The sequence below is a fragment of the Aeromonas sp. 55A genome, from assembly GCF_051919665.1.
GTDB classification, from domain to species: domain Bacteria; phylum Pseudomonadota; class Gammaproteobacteria; order Enterobacterales; family Aeromonadaceae; genus Aeromonas; species Aeromonas veronii.
In genome coordinates this window covers 137,300-152,567 of record NZ_JBQBEH010000008.1, presented here as the reverse complement: position 1 = coordinate 152,567, position 15,268 = coordinate 137,300, and the positions used below count along the sequence as shown (strand labels likewise).

The 15,268-nt window shown below is 43.6% G+C and carries 11 protein-coding genes and 1 other RNA gene; all 12 read right to left on the bottom strand.

Annotated elements, in window-relative coordinates:
• Nucleotides 1-96: 96 nt before the first annotated feature.
• The 12 genes from ACTG2G_RS04455 to smpB all read right to left on the bottom strand — a co-directional run bounded on the left by ACTG2G_RS04455 (nucleotide 97) and on the right by smpB (nucleotide 15,233).
• Complete coding sequence (locus ACTG2G_RS04455; protein WP_429203996.1) at nucleotides 97-1,368, bottom strand: integrase domain-containing protein; 1,272 nt, start codon at nucleotides 1,366-1,368, stop codon at nucleotides 97-99.
• A 656-nt stretch (nucleotides 1,369-2,024) separates the two neighbouring features.
• On the bottom strand, nucleotides 2,025-3,287 hold the full coding sequence (locus ACTG2G_RS04450; RefSeq protein ID WP_439985211.1) for a 3'-5' exonuclease: 1,263 nt from the start codon (nucleotides 3,285-3,287) through the stop codon (nucleotides 2,025-2,027).
• A 126-nt stretch (nucleotides 3,288-3,413) separates the two neighbouring features.
• Nucleotides 3,414-3,632, bottom strand: coding sequence for a hypothetical protein (locus ACTG2G_RS04445; RefSeq protein ID WP_429193878.1), 219 nt, complete (start codon nucleotides 3,630-3,632; stop codon nucleotides 3,414-3,416).
• A 58-nt stretch (nucleotides 3,633-3,690) separates the two neighbouring features.
• Nucleotides 3,691-4,134 (bottom strand): hypothetical protein, encoded by a 444-nt coding sequence (locus ACTG2G_RS04440; protein WP_429193877.1) that lies wholly within the window; start codon nucleotides 4,132-4,134, stop codon nucleotides 3,691-3,693.
• A 1,837-nt stretch (nucleotides 4,135-5,971) separates the two neighbouring features.
• The gene (locus tag ACTG2G_RS04435; RefSeq protein WP_439985210.1) at nucleotides 5,972-7,783 is read right to left on the bottom strand and encodes an AAA family ATPase; all 1,812 of its coding nucleotides are present in this window, start codon (nucleotides 7,781-7,783) and stop codon (nucleotides 5,972-5,974) included.
• 399 nt (nucleotides 7,784-8,182) lie between these two features.
• Nucleotides 8,183-8,644: a hypothetical protein gene (locus tag ACTG2G_RS04430; RefSeq protein WP_439985209.1), complete on the bottom strand. Its 462-nt coding sequence runs from the start codon at nucleotides 8,642-8,644 to the stop codon at nucleotides 8,183-8,185.
• A gap of 2 nt (nucleotides 8,645-8,646) precedes the next feature.
• The gene (locus tag ACTG2G_RS04425; protein ID WP_429193874.1) at nucleotides 8,647-9,066 is read right to left on the bottom strand and encodes a hypothetical protein; all 420 of its coding nucleotides are present in this window, start codon (nucleotides 9,064-9,066) and stop codon (nucleotides 8,647-8,649) included.
• Nucleotides 9,063-11,150, bottom strand: a complete 2,088-nt coding sequence (locus ACTG2G_RS04420) for a hypothetical protein (protein WP_429193873.1) — start codon at nucleotides 11,148-11,150, stop codon at nucleotides 9,063-9,065. Before ACTG2G_RS04420 ends, ACTG2G_RS04425 begins: the two co-directional genes overlap by 4 nt.
• A complete protein-coding gene (locus ACTG2G_RS04415; protein WP_429193872.1) occupies nucleotides 11,147-12,757 on the bottom strand; it encodes a hypothetical protein in 1,611 nt (536 codons plus the stop codon). Before ACTG2G_RS04415 ends, ACTG2G_RS04420 begins: the two co-directional genes overlap by 4 nt.
• A complete protein-coding gene (locus ACTG2G_RS04410; RefSeq protein ID WP_429193871.1) occupies nucleotides 12,735-14,015 on the bottom strand; it encodes a tyrosine-type recombinase/integrase in 1,281 nt (426 codons plus the stop codon). The genes ACTG2G_RS04415 and ACTG2G_RS04410 overlap by 23 nt, the downstream gene beginning before the upstream one ends.
• A gap of 203 nt (nucleotides 14,016-14,218) precedes the next feature.
• Nucleotides 14,219-14,578: a transfer-messenger RNA gene (gene ssrA, locus ACTG2G_RS04405) on the bottom strand.
• 166 nt (nucleotides 14,579-14,744) lie between these two features.
• Nucleotides 14,745-15,233, bottom strand: a complete 489-nt coding sequence (gene smpB / locus ACTG2G_RS04400; RefSeq protein ID WP_005334498.1) for an SsrA-binding protein SmpB — start codon at nucleotides 15,231-15,233, stop codon at nucleotides 14,745-14,747.
• Nucleotides 15,234-15,268 lie beyond the last annotated feature (35 nt).

The following is a 15,268-nucleotide window of genomic DNA, read 5'->3' as shown; positions in this document are numbered from 1 at the left end:
TGACTTTTGTGAGCTGAATATCGGTAGGTGGATAGGGCCTTCAATATTTCTTTACGTCCAAATTCCATATAGTCCGGGCAATTAGTCAGATGTGGGCTACTCGCCCACAACTGTCAATGCTCTAAAACCGCTAGCCAGAGAGAGGTTCCCTTGGCTAGCCTGTTCAATGTGGTTGCTCCACCACATCATCATTATCACTCGTTGCTCAAAGTAATCTGCACGATTATAGGCACGGCGGATCTCGTTCTCGTCTGCGTGAGACAGTGCTGCCTCGATGGCATCAGGGTTGAATCCCTGTTCGTTTAGAGTGGTGCTACCCAGCGAGCGCAAACCGTGGGCCACCAGTCGTCCGCCATAGCCCAGTCGCTTGAGGGCGGCATTCGCGCTCTGGTCGTTGATGTGGCCGAGTGGATCACGGTAGCCGGGGAACACGAAGGGGCGGTGGCCACTAATCGGTTTCATCCGTTCCAGCAGGGATATTGCTTGTGGTGTCAGAGGGACTCGGTGCGGGCGTTCCTTCTTCATCCGATCTTCAGGGATGTTCCAGACTTTGGCATCGATATCGATCTCATCCCAGCGAGTACCTGCGGATTCGCCTGGGCGAACCAAGGTATGCAAGCTCCATTCAATTTGGCAGCGTGTTGTGAGGTCTAACCTCCCATTTGCAATGTCTGCCATCAGATGTGGCAACTCTGCTGGCTTGAGGGTCGGCATGTGCTTTTTGGTGGGTTTCTTGAATACCTTACGAATGGCAGAGCAAGGATTAGCCTGGAGAAGGCCATGATTGACGCTATAGTCGAGAATTTCGTTAATCCTCTGGCAGAGGCGACGTACAGTCTCATGTTTGCCATCTGCTTCAATTGGGCGAAGAATTTCAATAACTTTAGGCGCACGTATCTGGTCTATGGGCATTGAGCCAATGAAGGGCAACACATAGAGTTCAAGGGAGCGCCACGAATCGGTGGCATAGGCGTCTGTCACATTGTGGCGTTTCAATTCCAGCCATTTGCACGCCATGCGTTCGAACGTGTTGGCACTAGCTTCTTGCTTGGCTTGAGCTGTGGCGATCTGTTCTTCTTTATGGAGCTTGGGATCAATGCCTTGGGCCAGTAGGGTGCGGACTTCTCGCCGCCGCACTCTAGCAGCGGCAAGGGAGACTTCTGGATAAGTACCAAATCCCATGTTGGTGCGCTTTTTATCGGCTGGTTTTTGGTACTTGAAAACCCATCTTTTCCCTCCGTTAGGCTTAACTCTCAGCTCTAACCCTTCCCCATCAGGCAAGGTTAACTCTTTGATGTCTGCTTTGGCTGTTTTCACTTTAGTGTCAGAAAGCCGGTTTGTTCCTGTCTTACGCGTCTTCTTGTCCATGCCGCCTCTTAGTACCACTGAATTTAGTACCATCGCCCTTGTGGTACTAGTAATGGTACTAAATGAGCTGGTTTCTGGCGACTTCCTCGGACTACTGAGGACAACAAAAAACCCGCAAAGCCTTTGGCAATGCGGGTTTCTGTACTTCTTCGTTCCCGGCCGGAACATGATTTGGTGGAGTTCTTTTTCTCTGATTGTTATCAAATGAATGAACGAACGAATAAAATCTATTACTAACAGTTACTTAGCGTGTGTTAATTCGGTTAGGCGGAAGAAAATCAGGAACATTAGTCCCAATTTCTCAAGAATTACAGCCAAAACCCTCATCAGGCAATAATTTTCTTCCTAATTGTACTTTTTTGCATCTCTGTGGTTGTTGCACGAGCTAAGACATCGCTGACCAGTGACTTTGGGCCTTCCTCTGGCGATACTAGCTGTAAAACAAGAGCCATGGTGTAACATTCGAAGTGCTCAACCCGAGCTACACGCCAGAAGATAAAGCTTTTCAACTTTAAAATTTTCTACAGGTAAACTGAGTCGGTTGCCCAGCGATGTAAACAGGCATCATTGACCTCAATTTTGGTTAGTGATGCGTGTCCACTAAAGCGGGGCAAGTCCATGTCACAGTGGACTCGCTTGTTAGGTGCATTTCAAAATTAATAATTCCCATTCCAATCTTTTTCACCGTCAATAGCCCATTGAGATGATATTGATATTTCATCATGATCCAAAATCTGTTGAGCGAGAATATTCATTTTATCGCCTATCGGTGGGAATACTGTCACAATTGAAGAATATCCCTGAAGACCAAGAGCTAGTAACTTTTTGATATTTTGACTAGGTCTAAGAATTTTAAACGCAATATTTATTCTATCTGTATTTTCGTAGAATACGATTTCAGTTAGATCATCAAAGTCGCTAGGATTAATCAAAAAAGATGGAAAGTAATACTTTCCAGGTGTGGGTTGAGAAACCCACACAACATTATCAGAATTCACGCTGGCATTTAATGATAAGTATTTATTGATACGACAGTCTTTCAATTTCAACTTATCAATTTTTTCTCGTTGTTTTTCACCCATATTAAACAACTGACCAACATCGCTACTTTCAAAGCTTTCTACTTTTAGCTTTACTGTTCCTCTGGTTTTATTGCAACTAATTCTTACTGCCTCATTTTTAAGCATTCTTCTCAATGTTTTTGATCTGATTCCTATAACATCATTTCCGTACTTATCGACTAGGCTATCAAACGAAAATATATTAGATGTAGGACTTAAAAATAGAGTTTCACCATGGCTTAACCGCTCAAGTTTATCCAAATCTATTTCTGCGAAGTCTCGCAGTAAAGTTTTATTGTAAGTGAGCAAATCTTTTAATTTAACAAACACTTCAATTGTTGCAAGCGTATCACTTTTAGATCTATGCTGGAATTTATAGTTAATTGATAGACGTTCACAAACAGATGTCAATCGAGGGTGCCTTTGATAATCTAGATGTTTTTCACACCACCTCATCACACAAAATCTTTTAGTTACAACAGTTCCAAATGTTTGATTTAGCATTGTGCAATCAAAGTCAGCATTAAAACAGATAATAACCTTACCATTAAGCAATTGATTAATTTCATCTCGACAGTCATCAATCAGTTTTCCGCTGCTTATTTCATGTGCTGTTATGCCATGTGTAGCAAATGCCTTCTCTGAGCAAGGAATCTCAGGATTAACAACGGAATAGTAGATCAGCTCTCTGTCGATATTATAGATTGATATCTCTATTATTTTGTCATTAGCTAATAACCCTGTTGTTTCGGTATCAACAAAATATGCGTTTCCATTTTTTATTTCATTAACCACTTCAGGAAAGCTAACCTCATCACCTAAGATTATTCCACTTTTATCTGCGAATCTGTCTTCCATTCATCTCTCTCTAAATTCAGATACAAAGCACTTAACATTTTAGTTATGAGGCGCGCGGATTTATCCGCGTCCCAGTGAGCGAAGCGAAGACTTCAACTATTTGTTATGTCTAAGTGGTATCACCTATTATTCAATCGCTTCTTTACATGCAACTTGAGCTGCAACTGTGCAAATAAATTTCTTATTCTTGCATGTGGCGACCCAAGTATATTGCTGATTATCTGATACTTGTATATCTTTCGGGGCGCAACCAATTTGCCCTGACGAAACAGTTTGCCTCTCTTCGGATATTGTGGTGCAGCCTGATACACATAGGATAATAAACAACGCACTTAAATTTTTCATGTTGCGATACCTTTTAGTAATTATTGGATTACAGGGTCTGTTTTGATGTTTTTACGGCTCATGTAAATAAAGTGGGTGGATTCAGTATAATGTCGCATTGAGCTAAAACGTCTTTATAGGAGATGTTAAGTTCTATTTCTGACTCTCGATAGTCTTTGTGTTCGACTTTGCAGTTATAAACGCCATCGCAAGCACAAACAAAGCGTCTGATCGATTTTGCTAATTCAGGGTGCCGACAATAGCTTCCTGCAAGATACTTTAGTTCATCATGATGAGTTGCGAAGTCTTCATTTAATGTTTCTACATGAGAGTGCCTTATAACTATTTCTTGAATCAGTCCTAGCTTCTCCTCTAAAAGCTGAAATCGTTCAATTTCTTTTTCCCATATCACCATTCGCTTTTCTTTGTGTAGTGTAAGTTTTGAATTTAATACCAATGTTATAATCGATGTTACTGCCGCAAGCCCCCCCGCTGCAATCAATGTAAAATATTCTGTTGTCACGAATGTGGATTCCTTAAACATAACAATTTATTACCCTGAACAAATCCACATATAACGCTGTATTTCGCGGAATAGTTTGTCATGGTTGACAGCCGTGTGAGTCAAAAAAACTTTTGCTATCAAACTGATGTGTCGTGCGCTTTGTAGATCTAAATGACCACCTATCACGGTATAAGCCCTGCTCGTATCTCATCTTCTTGCTGATCTATCAGGAACGAGGAACGCAGGAAAACGCACCAATATGGCCCACTCGAAGCTAGAACGGTCTAGATAGCATTATATTGGCGTTAGCTACCGCAGGGCCGTGTCATTGTACCCACGCATGAATTCCGTTTAGGTCTCTATCTGGTGGCATTATTGAGTCTCTATCCTACTCTTCCCTGTTTTTGTTGAAAATCCCTTTTCTTCAATTGTTAACAAAAACATAGTGTTCGTGCTTACTGGGTAGTGAACGTAGGCATAGCGTATGTTCTCTGCCTTGCGTATGACCCTTATGGGTGATTTTTGCAGTTAGGGAGGAACGAGGAATGCGCAGATGTCCAGCAGAAACACTGTGTTTGATGCTTACATTGCATATAAAAGTAAATAAAGAGTAAGCAGAGCCGTGATTGTATGAGTCATCCTGATCCTTCTTACACCTTGACCAGCACAGTGTTCAGACCTTCTCTTTGCCCTGGCCTGCACGGTGTTTGAGCCATACCGAGTCTTTCAACACCTTGGCCAGAAAGAAATCCAGTCAGTCCAGTCCTACTTACAACTTTGCTAACATACTGATTTTATCGCGATGATCCGTAAAACACTTGGGTCAACACGTTGACTTAACCGACACCGATCCGAGGAACACCTTACATTTCTAGCTGGTTCTGATCCTCGGAACACCTTGCTGCTCTCTGGGGTAGGCCAGCGTGTTACTTGCAGCACCTTAGCTAAACACTGATTTTATAGTGATGATCCGTAAAACACCTCGGCCAACATGCTTACTTCGCGGACTCTGATCCCAGGAACACCTTACCTATCTCTGGCTGGTTCTGATCCGTGGAACACCTTGCTTCTCTGGGGTAGGCCAGCGTGTTACTTGCAGCACCTTAGCTAACACACTGATTTTATAGCGATGATCCGTAAAACACCTGGGCTAACATGCTGACTTCGCGGACTCTGATCCCAGGAACACCTTACCTACCTATGACTGGTTCTGATCCTTGGAACACCTTGCTGCTCTCTGGGGCAGGCCAGCGTATTACTTGCAGCACCTTAGCTAACACACTGATTTTATAGCGATGATCCGTAAAACACCTGGGCCAACACGCTGACATTACCGACTCTGCTTCCTGGAACACCTTACCTCTCTAGCTGGTTCTGATCCGTGGAACACCTTGCTGCTCTCTGGGGCAGGCCAGCGTGTTACTTGCAGCACCTTAGCTAACGCACTGATTTTATAGCGATGATCCGTAAAACACCTGAGCCAACACGCTGACATTACCAACTCTGCTTCCTGGAACACCTTACCTCTCTAGCTGGTTCTGATCCTTGGAACACCTTGCTGCTCTCTGGGGTAGGCCAGCGTGTTACTTGCAGCACCTTAGCTAACATACTGATTTTATAGCGATGATCCGTAAAACACCTGGGTCAACACGCTGACGTTACCGACTCTGATCCGAGGAACACCTTACCTCTCTAGCGGGTCTGATCCGTGGAACACCTTGCGGCTCTCTGGGGCAGGCCAGCGTGTTACTTGCAGCACCTTGGCTAACATACTGATTTTATGGCGATGATCCGTAAAACACCTAGGCCAACACGCTGACTTTACCGACTCCGCTCCCAGGAACACCTTACATCTCTAGCCATTATTCTCACTATCATTACCCACTAACTCCGACAGTCCTACTATCCTTTTGTCAGCCAGATTGCCGGATTTAATAGCCGAATTAATCAAATTCTTGTCACCAAACAGGAATAGTTTTTTCTCTGGTCTAGTAACAGCCGTATACAGTAATGAACGATCAGTCATAAAAACACCTCCATCAGAGAGAACAAGTATTACCGTATCCCACTGTGATCCTTGGCTTTTGTGGATAGTGACGGCATAACCAAGGTCAAGTTTACTGATTACACTATCGTCAATTTCAATGGTTTGACCGTCCAACTCCATCACTCCATAGACCCCATCAGAACAGTCATCGAAGATTTGGGTTATTGTCGCAAGTTCGCCGTTCCGAATGCCTTTTGCGTAATCGTTTTCAGTGACCATAACTTGATCACTTATGTGTAGGTAACGGCCTTTAATACGCCATGGGAGCTTCACGCCATCTTTATCCATGTGGTGAAGACGTTGGCGATTTAGGCCAACTTGTTTTTGAATATAGCTATTGATGTTATCAACACCCAGGTGGCCGATATTGGTTGGTGTTAGGATAATCGAACGCTTTGCGCCACCTTCTGACTCCCAAACAGAATAAATGAATTCAAGCGTGGGGCTGGTGTGATGGATTACATCATTCAGACCAGCCAAGCATGACAATGCAAGTGTCGCTTCACCTTTACGTATGTACGTTGCAAGCTTGTGAATTCCGCTATATTCGTCTTGTCGCTTAACCGCCGTTAGGTGGTAAGTTGGAACTCGTGTTTTTATAATTTCATGGAAGACTAAGCCGCATCCGACAGGGGGTAGCTGAGCGGTATCACCGATGAAGATAATGCGAGTTGCTGTTGGAAGTATGCAGATGAGCTGATACATACTATGAAGATCAACCATTGATGCTTCGTCAATCACAATGAGATACTGATCAGATTTCTCATTACTTTTTTTGCTTCGCCTTATGCTGTCATAGATAAATTTTGAAATTGTTACAGCGGGGAGGCCAGTGCTTTTTTTTATTCGCATCGCTGCGCGACCAGATATAGCCATTAACTTGATTTCTAGACCGTTAGGTTCGAAGGCCTGATATACCCCGATAATGGCTTTAATAATCGTTGTTTTACCGACACCTGCACCACCACTGATACAGCTAACTGGCGATAACACTGAACCTATGACAGCGCTTCGCTGCTCACTGGTTAATCGGAATCCAAGCTCGGCAGATTCGTAGTGGGTTAGCTTACGGGACACTTCAGTGTCGGTGAGGAATTTTTCCCATTCAGCTAGATGTGTGCCATGTTCTTTGCAACGGTCAAGAAACTCGGAGATGGAATGGCCGACAACAGCCTCCATTCGTGCCATGCCGATAGTTTGATATCCATCACCAACCGAGATTAGAGTACCCAGTTTTACTGCATATTCAGCTACGTTGTCTGAGACTTCATAGCCCATGGAAAGTGCTTTTTGTTTGATATACTTTAAACTAACTACCGTAGAGCCATTCATGCTGCGTGTATGCACGATATCTTCCGCTAAAGCGGACTCTCTGCTCTCTGTAGATACCGTGATGCCCAATTTTGTAATGATGTTTTCGACTTCAGCAAAAGGTATTCCTAGAGGAACAAGAAGGTAGGGATCTTCTCTGATCAGCTTCTCAGTGCTGCGGCCATATATCTTAGTAATTGGATCTGCAAGTCTAGGGGGTAATCCGCAGCTATTGAGAAAGCAAATTGAGTCATATATATCAGGTTCAGGCCATCCCATCATCAGCGCATGAGCCTTGCTCGCTGACATACCATCAATTCTTAGAAGTGTGTCTATATCGCCAGCTAGCACAACACTATTCAAATCCTTGATACCGCGAGTCAATTTAATCGCTGTTGCTTCACCAATTCCTGTAATGTTTTTTTCTATCCAGACTGCTAATGCTTGGCCTTCTGGGCAAATGGGTTTAGCTACAGAGAGAATGCAGATCTTTTCTGTAATTTCCTTACCCGCTTTAGCCAGATAGGTTCTGAAGTCCCATGTACCATCAACTTCCCAAACCGAACCATCTGTTACACAGTCAGTTAGATGAAAAGGGAATTTAACAACAATCGGGTAGTCTTGAGGATTACAGACCCACGATTGTTTATAACTGACACTGATGCGTAGTTGTAGGCTCGTAAACGGTTAATAAGGACTCTGAACAAATCAATCACCCTCAAGCGGTCTGCGAGGTGCTCTGGCTGTTTTCAGGAGCAATTCATCTATCGCTTCATATTGTCTTAAACGAGAGCGCAAAAGGCGATTCTCGACCTGTAGTGCCGTGTTTTCGCCTTCCAGCTTGCTTGCTTTTGATTTAGCACGTTTTTCAGCGTTTATTTCTCTCTGCGTTTCGGCTTTAATTGCTTTCGAATCTACTTCTTTCGATACGTAGGTTGCTGTCCAACGGTATTCTGCGTTCTTTAATTCAGCAGCGGCTTCGTTTGCATTAAGGGTCGATGTGCTGATACCAAGTAGCTTTGCTAACTCCTTACGTTTAACACCTTTCAGTGCTTTGGGGCCAGTTGTCTGTATCCAGTCATAAAAATCACGTTGAGTATCACGTTCAGCAATCCATGCTCGGATATTGTGTGCTATTTCTTTTGCGCGTTCGATATTCGCCTGAACCATATTTAACGCCCCCTGGATTGAATCGTTTCTTGACTAACTGGCAATGACCTATTCAATTCGGCTTCACTCATGCCACGATCAGCGGCGTTCTTCTGCCATACAACAAAGCGATGTAATAGTGCAGAATTTTCGCGTTCTAATCGGCGTATTTTGCTTTCTAATTCCTCGATTCGTTTAGCTGCGTGACTCAGTGAACTAGGCTTCTTCGCTGATGCCGAAACTCCCGTTTTAAGTTCAGTTTTTCGCTCTTGAATTCGATTCGATATTCGCGGATGGTTTCGGATTGCTCTGTCCGAAGGTGCTGCGCCATATTTTAACTTTAGTCTGTCAAGTAGTTTAGGCGTTGATAGTGTTCCTTGGTCAATACCCCAGGTGTCAATCAAGTGGAGTAGGTAGTCTATGTGTTCCTCTTTTAATCTCATTCATCATCCTCATTATAATCTGACAAGAACTCTTCAAACTTAACTTGTTCAAGAAGATTGAGTTTACGCTCCGAGGATTCAAGCTTGGGTAATACTCTGGCTAGCCCAAGTTGTTTTATTGCTTCTGCATGTTTGATTATGGTTAAATTATTGCCATTCTCAATTTGTTTAGCTATTTCTTTTGCTTGGTAAATCAGTCCTGAGTCGGGGGCTTGTTCGTAAGTCAGCATTACAAGCGCACCATCTTCAAGTGGTGATTCATCACCCAATATTTTCACCAGTCCATCTACAATTTCATGGCGGATCTTCAAGCGTTTCAGTCCGAATGAATCACATTCAGATGTAGCTAAATAAATTTTATTGTTGACGTCGTCTAGTTCTTTTCTAAGTTCTTTAAGCGTTCTCTTATCTCCTTTGCAGTGAAGGTTTTCAGGGCACTCAACACAGTTACAGCTTCTAGTACAGGGGGACTCACTGTAATTGTGTGTGCATGTACCAAGTGGTGTTTTGAAAGTGAATCCACCTGTAGCTTGGTCAACAAGTTCAAATTTCAGACCAAGATTTTTCCGAGTGAGAGGTAGGTTGTGGTTAATTTGATCAAGACGCTGATGTGGTGTTAGCTCCGTTGCTTCGAAGTTTCCACCTGTAGAGATCATGATCCGTTTTTGTTCGGCGGTTCGATGGTCGTACACAGACCCCATTTCTTTACGATGGCTCCACCAGTTAACTTGGAATTCACTCATCCCGCCTAATCTTGCTGCCGTATTCACCATATGACGGTAAGCATGAGAGTTATAGTCATCAGGGTTTAATTCGAGATGTTCGTATCCAATTCGCTCAAAAAAGCTGGGTGTATAAATATCATTTCCTGACCAGGCACTCTTATTTATTTTGGCACGTAACCAATCTCTAAAATGGAATTTATTGATTTTGATGGCACAATTTTCCACAGTGCTTCTAGAGGCATGAGTTTGGTGTTTGAGCATTACCATTAATGCTTCAGAATATCGAACTTTGTTTTGTGCGGAGTAAATCGGAAAGTCAGCAGGGATCCAGCCGTTCTCTAGAGCCTTTTGGTATGCGGCTGGGCTATATTCTGGACACTCTTTGTCCCAAGTTTTGAACACTTGGCGAGCAGGTTCAGTTACAAGTTTAATGCGCTCGATAGCCTCTTTAATGGCGTTCTCAAACTCTCCGGTAGCTGTTGATGGTACTAATTTCCAGTGATCCATATCAGTTTTTTTGGCATACCAAGTGATGCCATAAACTGTTGTATCATCTACTTTTGCAGACACTAGGCAATCAACAGAAAGTTGTTCAAAAATATCTTGAGAGCGAGCAGGGACCATCATCAATATTGTCAATGCAGATGAGACTATGACGTTTTTGAAATCTTTGTCTATTTCATCAGCATTGTCGCCACAAGATAGCCACGGTTGATTACGAAAGTAGTCTGCTGCTGCAATTACTGCTTCGTAATTAGGAAGTTTGTAGCTGTTGTCATCCGTTAGCTTCTCTCTGTAGGCATCACTGTCCTTTTTTTTGAGTGCTTTTACTCTTGGATTTATCCATTGCAGAACACTCTGTGACTTAATGATACCGAGAAGACCGAAGGTTTCTACGATGGACTTCAGATATTCAAAAGTGAAATCCATATTCTTCTGTAGGGTGTTATTCAGGTCAATTACAGAGATACTAGCGAAGTCAGCTTCGCCATTCAAAGCTCGTTCCCTAAGAACGCATTCCAGAGCAAGGTAATCAGAAAGAACAGAGTTAACTTTTGTTCTTGAAATACCTCCATTCATGACATACATATGTAATATGAGGGCTTGAATTAACTCTCGTGAGCCATGCGAAAGTAGATGTTTTTCATCAGGGTTAAGACTCTTGACGATATCCTTTAATTCGTATTTTATAAAACGGCCTGCGCCGTGCCATCTATTCGCTCCCCATACCCAAGTTTTTGAGGGATCAAAGGGGCATGTCAGTGGTTCAGACATTACATGGCGATAGTGGGATACGAAACTTTCAATTGCTTTACGCCCTTCAAGTTGCTCCCTGTTAACGAAGTTTACAATGTTCATTCTGGATCGCCCCCATCATAAGGTAGTCCGTGGACTGCTGGGATCTCATTCAGCATTTTAATACGCACTTGATCAGCCATGAACTTACGTTCTAAAACAGCTATTTGAATGGTTCGCCAGTTTTCCACTCCCCGAAAATCTCCAAATTCGCATGCTTCATTAATTTTGTTTTCTACATAGCTAAGTACGGCTTGGTGATTTCCAAATGGGTTTGGAACAAACAGTTCGCACTCATAACAAGCAATAGGAAAATCATCGGTACAGAAGGCTTCTTTACCACATATACCAACATCATGAGCTCCATGCTTAGTGTAGAGTTTAATAACCTTTTCGGTGTCAACAGATATTACTTGATTTTTATCAAACCGCTTAGCTAAAGCTGAAAGTGTTTTTTCAAGCTGTTCGCCAATTTTTACAGCTAGAACGGGCAGGGCATTTACGTAAGCCATAGCAGCCTTGTACCCTGCATGGTCTAGAGAGTTGGCGACTTCGGCTATAGAAGCACCAGATATTGCTAACTTAGTTGCATGAGTATGCCGTAAGCGTCTTGCGTTAATTTTTAGAATCTTACCTGTACGTTCGGATGAAACGGAAAATATGTTTTGGTTCGCGAAAGCGGCATTTATCGCTGTGCTGATTCCTCTATAGGCATGTAGTATTTTCCCGCTCAGGACTTTATCTGTTCCCAGTCGGTCGATCTCTGATAGTGCCAACGCAGATAGCGAATTAATACAGAATAGGGGTATGTGTTGCTTTTGCTCTGGTGTCAGACAGCCTAGAATGCTTTCCGCTGACGTTATTGATATTTTAGCAACAGCAGCAATATCTTTCTCAAATTCCAGATCCCAAGATAATGGTATTTCATTGAATTCAGAGCGAAATGTCTGTGCCTTCTGTTTTGCAACAGGACATTGGTAAAGTGTAACTTTTCTGGGCGAGCCACCTATTTGCATAATTTCAGTTCGAAAGTCACAGAGCTTGGTGCTTGCTAGTTGTTCTACTCGTTTTCCAGTAATATATATCAATTTTATGGTTAAATAGGTTTTCTCACATATTTGCCCAGTATAATGAGCCCGAACAAGCTGGTACATAAATTGCTTGCGCTCGTACTCAGTTAATGCGCGTGTTTCTTCACTTTTCTCATGATTAAATCTATTTCCTCGCTCACCTATAACAAGCTGAGTCAAATAATCACCCATCCCTGGTTCGAAGGCTTTTTCATAACCATCTGTAAGGCAGCACTCAAGAATAACCTTCACGTCTGATTTAATTGACTTCGGTTCATCGGATGAAAAAAAGTCCAAAACTGCATCTATCGAAATACCTTCATCAGCATTGATATAAATACTTAAAAATCGCTTGAAACGACCGGAAGATGCTTGCAGCGTGGCGACAGCTAATCGACTGGCACGGCTAGCCAAAACACGCCTAAGCGCTTCTTCTTGATTTGGTGGTAAGTAGTCCGACAGCCAGCCAACATTGAGGGAATTATTTACATTTAACTGCCAGCGATTAGCGTAAATATGAAACTCCAGCCCCTCTTTCGATGTGTATTGCTCACGCTCTCTAAACGGAATGTTTTCACTATGCTTTCGGTGTTGACTCATTATTACCCCCACCACTCAACAAACTCAAAATACCTGATATTTCTCGCGAATATTCATCCTGATGCTCTATCTGGCGCTCGAAAAGCTCTTCTTGAATAAATTTGCGTGCATACAGGCGCACAGTCGTTGATTTTTCACTAGCCCATCCGAATTTGAGCAAGAGGAGTTCTACAAAATCACCCCACTTCTTGCCTTCCTTCTTCATGCGAACACAATACTTCCATGTTGCAGTATGCCTAAGTACATGGGGGGTTAAATCAATGGAGGTGATTTCACGTATGCCCTCCGTAACACTGTGGATACTGTGTAATGGTTTTCCTTGGCTGCTGTTGCTGTGGCTGACGAAAATGTATTCTGTTTTTTGTGCGTTAGGCGTCTTTGCCTTTATCTCTGTAATGTAGTGGTTCAGTGCTTTAAATGTGGTGTCAGTGATTGGAACTTCACGCTGAACGGTCTTCGGTAATCTTTGTTTTTTGCGAGGGTCGTTTAGAGAGCCAGACCGTTGAAGTATGCGTAGACCGTGTTGTTTGGTCTTGCCACGAATTACATCAGTAATCTTCAAGTTAAGCAGCTCACCACTTCTCAGTCCTGAATCAAGTAAAACTAAGATAATCGCAAAATTGCGAATTCGTGTTGCCTCTCCTTCCCATGGATTTTCAGGTGAGAGTGGATTTACGACCTCAAGGATCCGCTTGATCTCTGCGTTTCCAAGTGACTTCGATGCACCAAAATTTTCTTTAGGCACTAATGCATTGTGAGTGCATAAGTAAGTCTTAAAGTCATAGCCAACAGCTCGTATCTGTTCTCTTGTTACACCGTTTCCATGGTTGTCAGAGAGTATATTTGATAACCACTCAATGTATTTGCCAATATACTGGATCTTATCGTTTAGATTAGCTGGAGAAACCTGTCGTGGTATAGCGTCAAATTTTTTCCAGATGGTTCTTGTCTGCCCCGTTTTGATATCTATTTCATTTGTGTTTTTACATGCTGCTGCAATGAGTTTTGGTAGTTCGTCAGCACGTAATTTTAAAATCGAAGCGAGTGAGTCAATCTCATTAATACTAAACGCTTTGCCATTTGAGATTCGAGTTATGAGATTGATACTTCTGAGCTCAGTCCAGGTGAAGAGTGATTGAATTGCTTTTAGGTGCTTTTCAATAGTTCCAAGGCGAAGTTGGCGTGCGCGGAGAGAGTTTGTTACATACAAAGTTGACCAGTAATCAGGCACACCTGATTCACTATCGAGTAGAAGCATATTTCTCTGACCAGATGGTTCTATGTATAACCTCGTTGTTAGCACGCAACTTCCTCAAAAGTCTCAGATAAAGGAAATGCTAGTAGACGGCCAAAAAAAAAGCAAACTAAATTTCCTAATGGAAAATGCTTGCTTTCTTTAGATATAGAGACTTATGTGGATTTTTTTGGAGTAAATCTTCCTAAAAAGTCTCAGTGTAAAAATGGTGGAGCTGGGGGGATTTGAACCCCCGTCCAAAATTACTACATCCTTGGCACTACATGCTTAGTCACTCTTTACATTCGCCAACCCGCTGCGGAGAGACACGCCACGCATTGACTAGCTCGATTGGTTTTAATGCTTCCGCCCCGAGCAGGACTTCCACACGATCCTGTGAAGGATGACCTTCCGATTCCCTAGGACACAGGCAAGCTAGGGTAGAAGGGCTCTATGCAGGTTATTAAGCTGCTAGTGCGTAGTTTTCGTCGTTTGCGACTATTTTTTTGCGGTTTATTAACGAGGCCTACCGCACCTCGGCATGCACCTTGGGTTTCGTGAATCTTGTCGAATCCAGAATCAGCCCCAAGTTGTTAATTGCGATTGTACGCAAAAATGCTGTCATAGCAAGGCGTTGATACCCATTCCCTCTGGCAACCAGTCTGTTTGCCGATTTATTGTACGCAGCTGAGCCTGAAGAGTCAGCTGCGCCGGGGGAAGGTGTACTGGCGTTCTGATCCTGCCAGTCGCAGGTTAGCCGCGATGCTTGTTCTTCATGATGCGAGCTTTCTCCCGATCCCACTCGCGGGCCTTGGTATCTTCGCGCTTGTCGTGCTCTTTCTTGCCCTTCACCAGGCCGATCTCGACCTTGACCCAGCACTGTTTCCAGTAGAGGGCGAGGGGAACTATGGTGTAGCCCTGACGGGCGATCAGGCTTTCGAGCTTGTCGAGTTCACGACGGCTCAGCAGCAGTTTGCGGGTGCGGGTCGGGTCACATACCACATGGCTGGAGGCCGCTTGCAGTGGCAGGAAGCTGGAGCCGAACAGATAGGCCTCGCCATCGCGGAAGATGACATAGGCTTCACTGATGTTGGCCTTGCCCGCCCGCAGGGATTTGACTTCCCACCCTTGCAGGGACAGACCCGCTTCGATCTTCTCTTCGATGAAGTATTCGTGGCGCGCGGTTCTGTTGAGTGCAATGGTGCTGGACCCGGCTTTGTTTTTACTGTTTTTTTTGCTCATGACGGGCGATTTCCGGCAATGACTAGGAGGCTCGT

What these genes read in the sequence shown, in the direction of transcription:
- ACTG2G_RS04455 (WP_429203996.1), bottom strand. Translation starts at nt 1,368, where the DNA reads ATGGACAAGAAGACGCGTAAGACAGGAACAAACCGGCTTTCTGACACT.
- ACTG2G_RS04450 (WP_439985211.1), bottom strand. Translation starts at nt 3,287, where the DNA reads ATGGAAGACAGATTCGCAGATAAAAGTGGAATAATCTTAGGTGATGAG.
- ACTG2G_RS04445 (WP_429193878.1), bottom strand. Translation starts at nt 3,632, where the DNA reads ATGAAAAATTTAAGTGCGTTGTTTATTATCCTATGTGTATCAGGCTGC.
- ACTG2G_RS04435 (WP_439985210.1), bottom strand. Translation starts at nt 7,783, where the DNA reads ATGTCAGCGAGCAAGGCTCATGCGCTGATGATGGGATGGCCTGAACCT.
- ACTG2G_RS04430 (WP_439985209.1), bottom strand. Translation starts at nt 8,644, where the DNA reads ATGGTTCAGGCGAATATCGAACGCGCAAAAGAAATAGCACACAATATC.
- ACTG2G_RS04425 (WP_429193874.1), bottom strand. Translation starts at nt 9,066, where the DNA reads ATGAGATTAAAAGAGGAACACATAGACTACCTACTCCACTTGATTGAC.
- ACTG2G_RS04420 (WP_429193873.1), bottom strand. Translation starts at nt 11,150, where the DNA reads ATGAACATTGTAAACTTCGTTAACAGGGAGCAACTTGAAGGGCGTAAA.
- ACTG2G_RS04415 (WP_429193872.1), bottom strand. Translation starts at nt 12,757, where the DNA reads ATGAGTCAACACCGAAAGCATAGTGAAAACATTCCGTTTAGAGAGCGT.
- ACTG2G_RS04410 (WP_429193871.1), bottom strand. Translation starts at nt 14,015, where the DNA reads ATGCTTCTACTCGATAGTGAATCAGGTGTGCCTGATTACTGGTCAACT.
- smpB (WP_005334498.1), bottom strand. Translation starts at nt 15,233, where the DNA reads ATGAGCAAAAAAAACAGTAAAAACAAAGCCGGGTCCAGCACCATTGCA.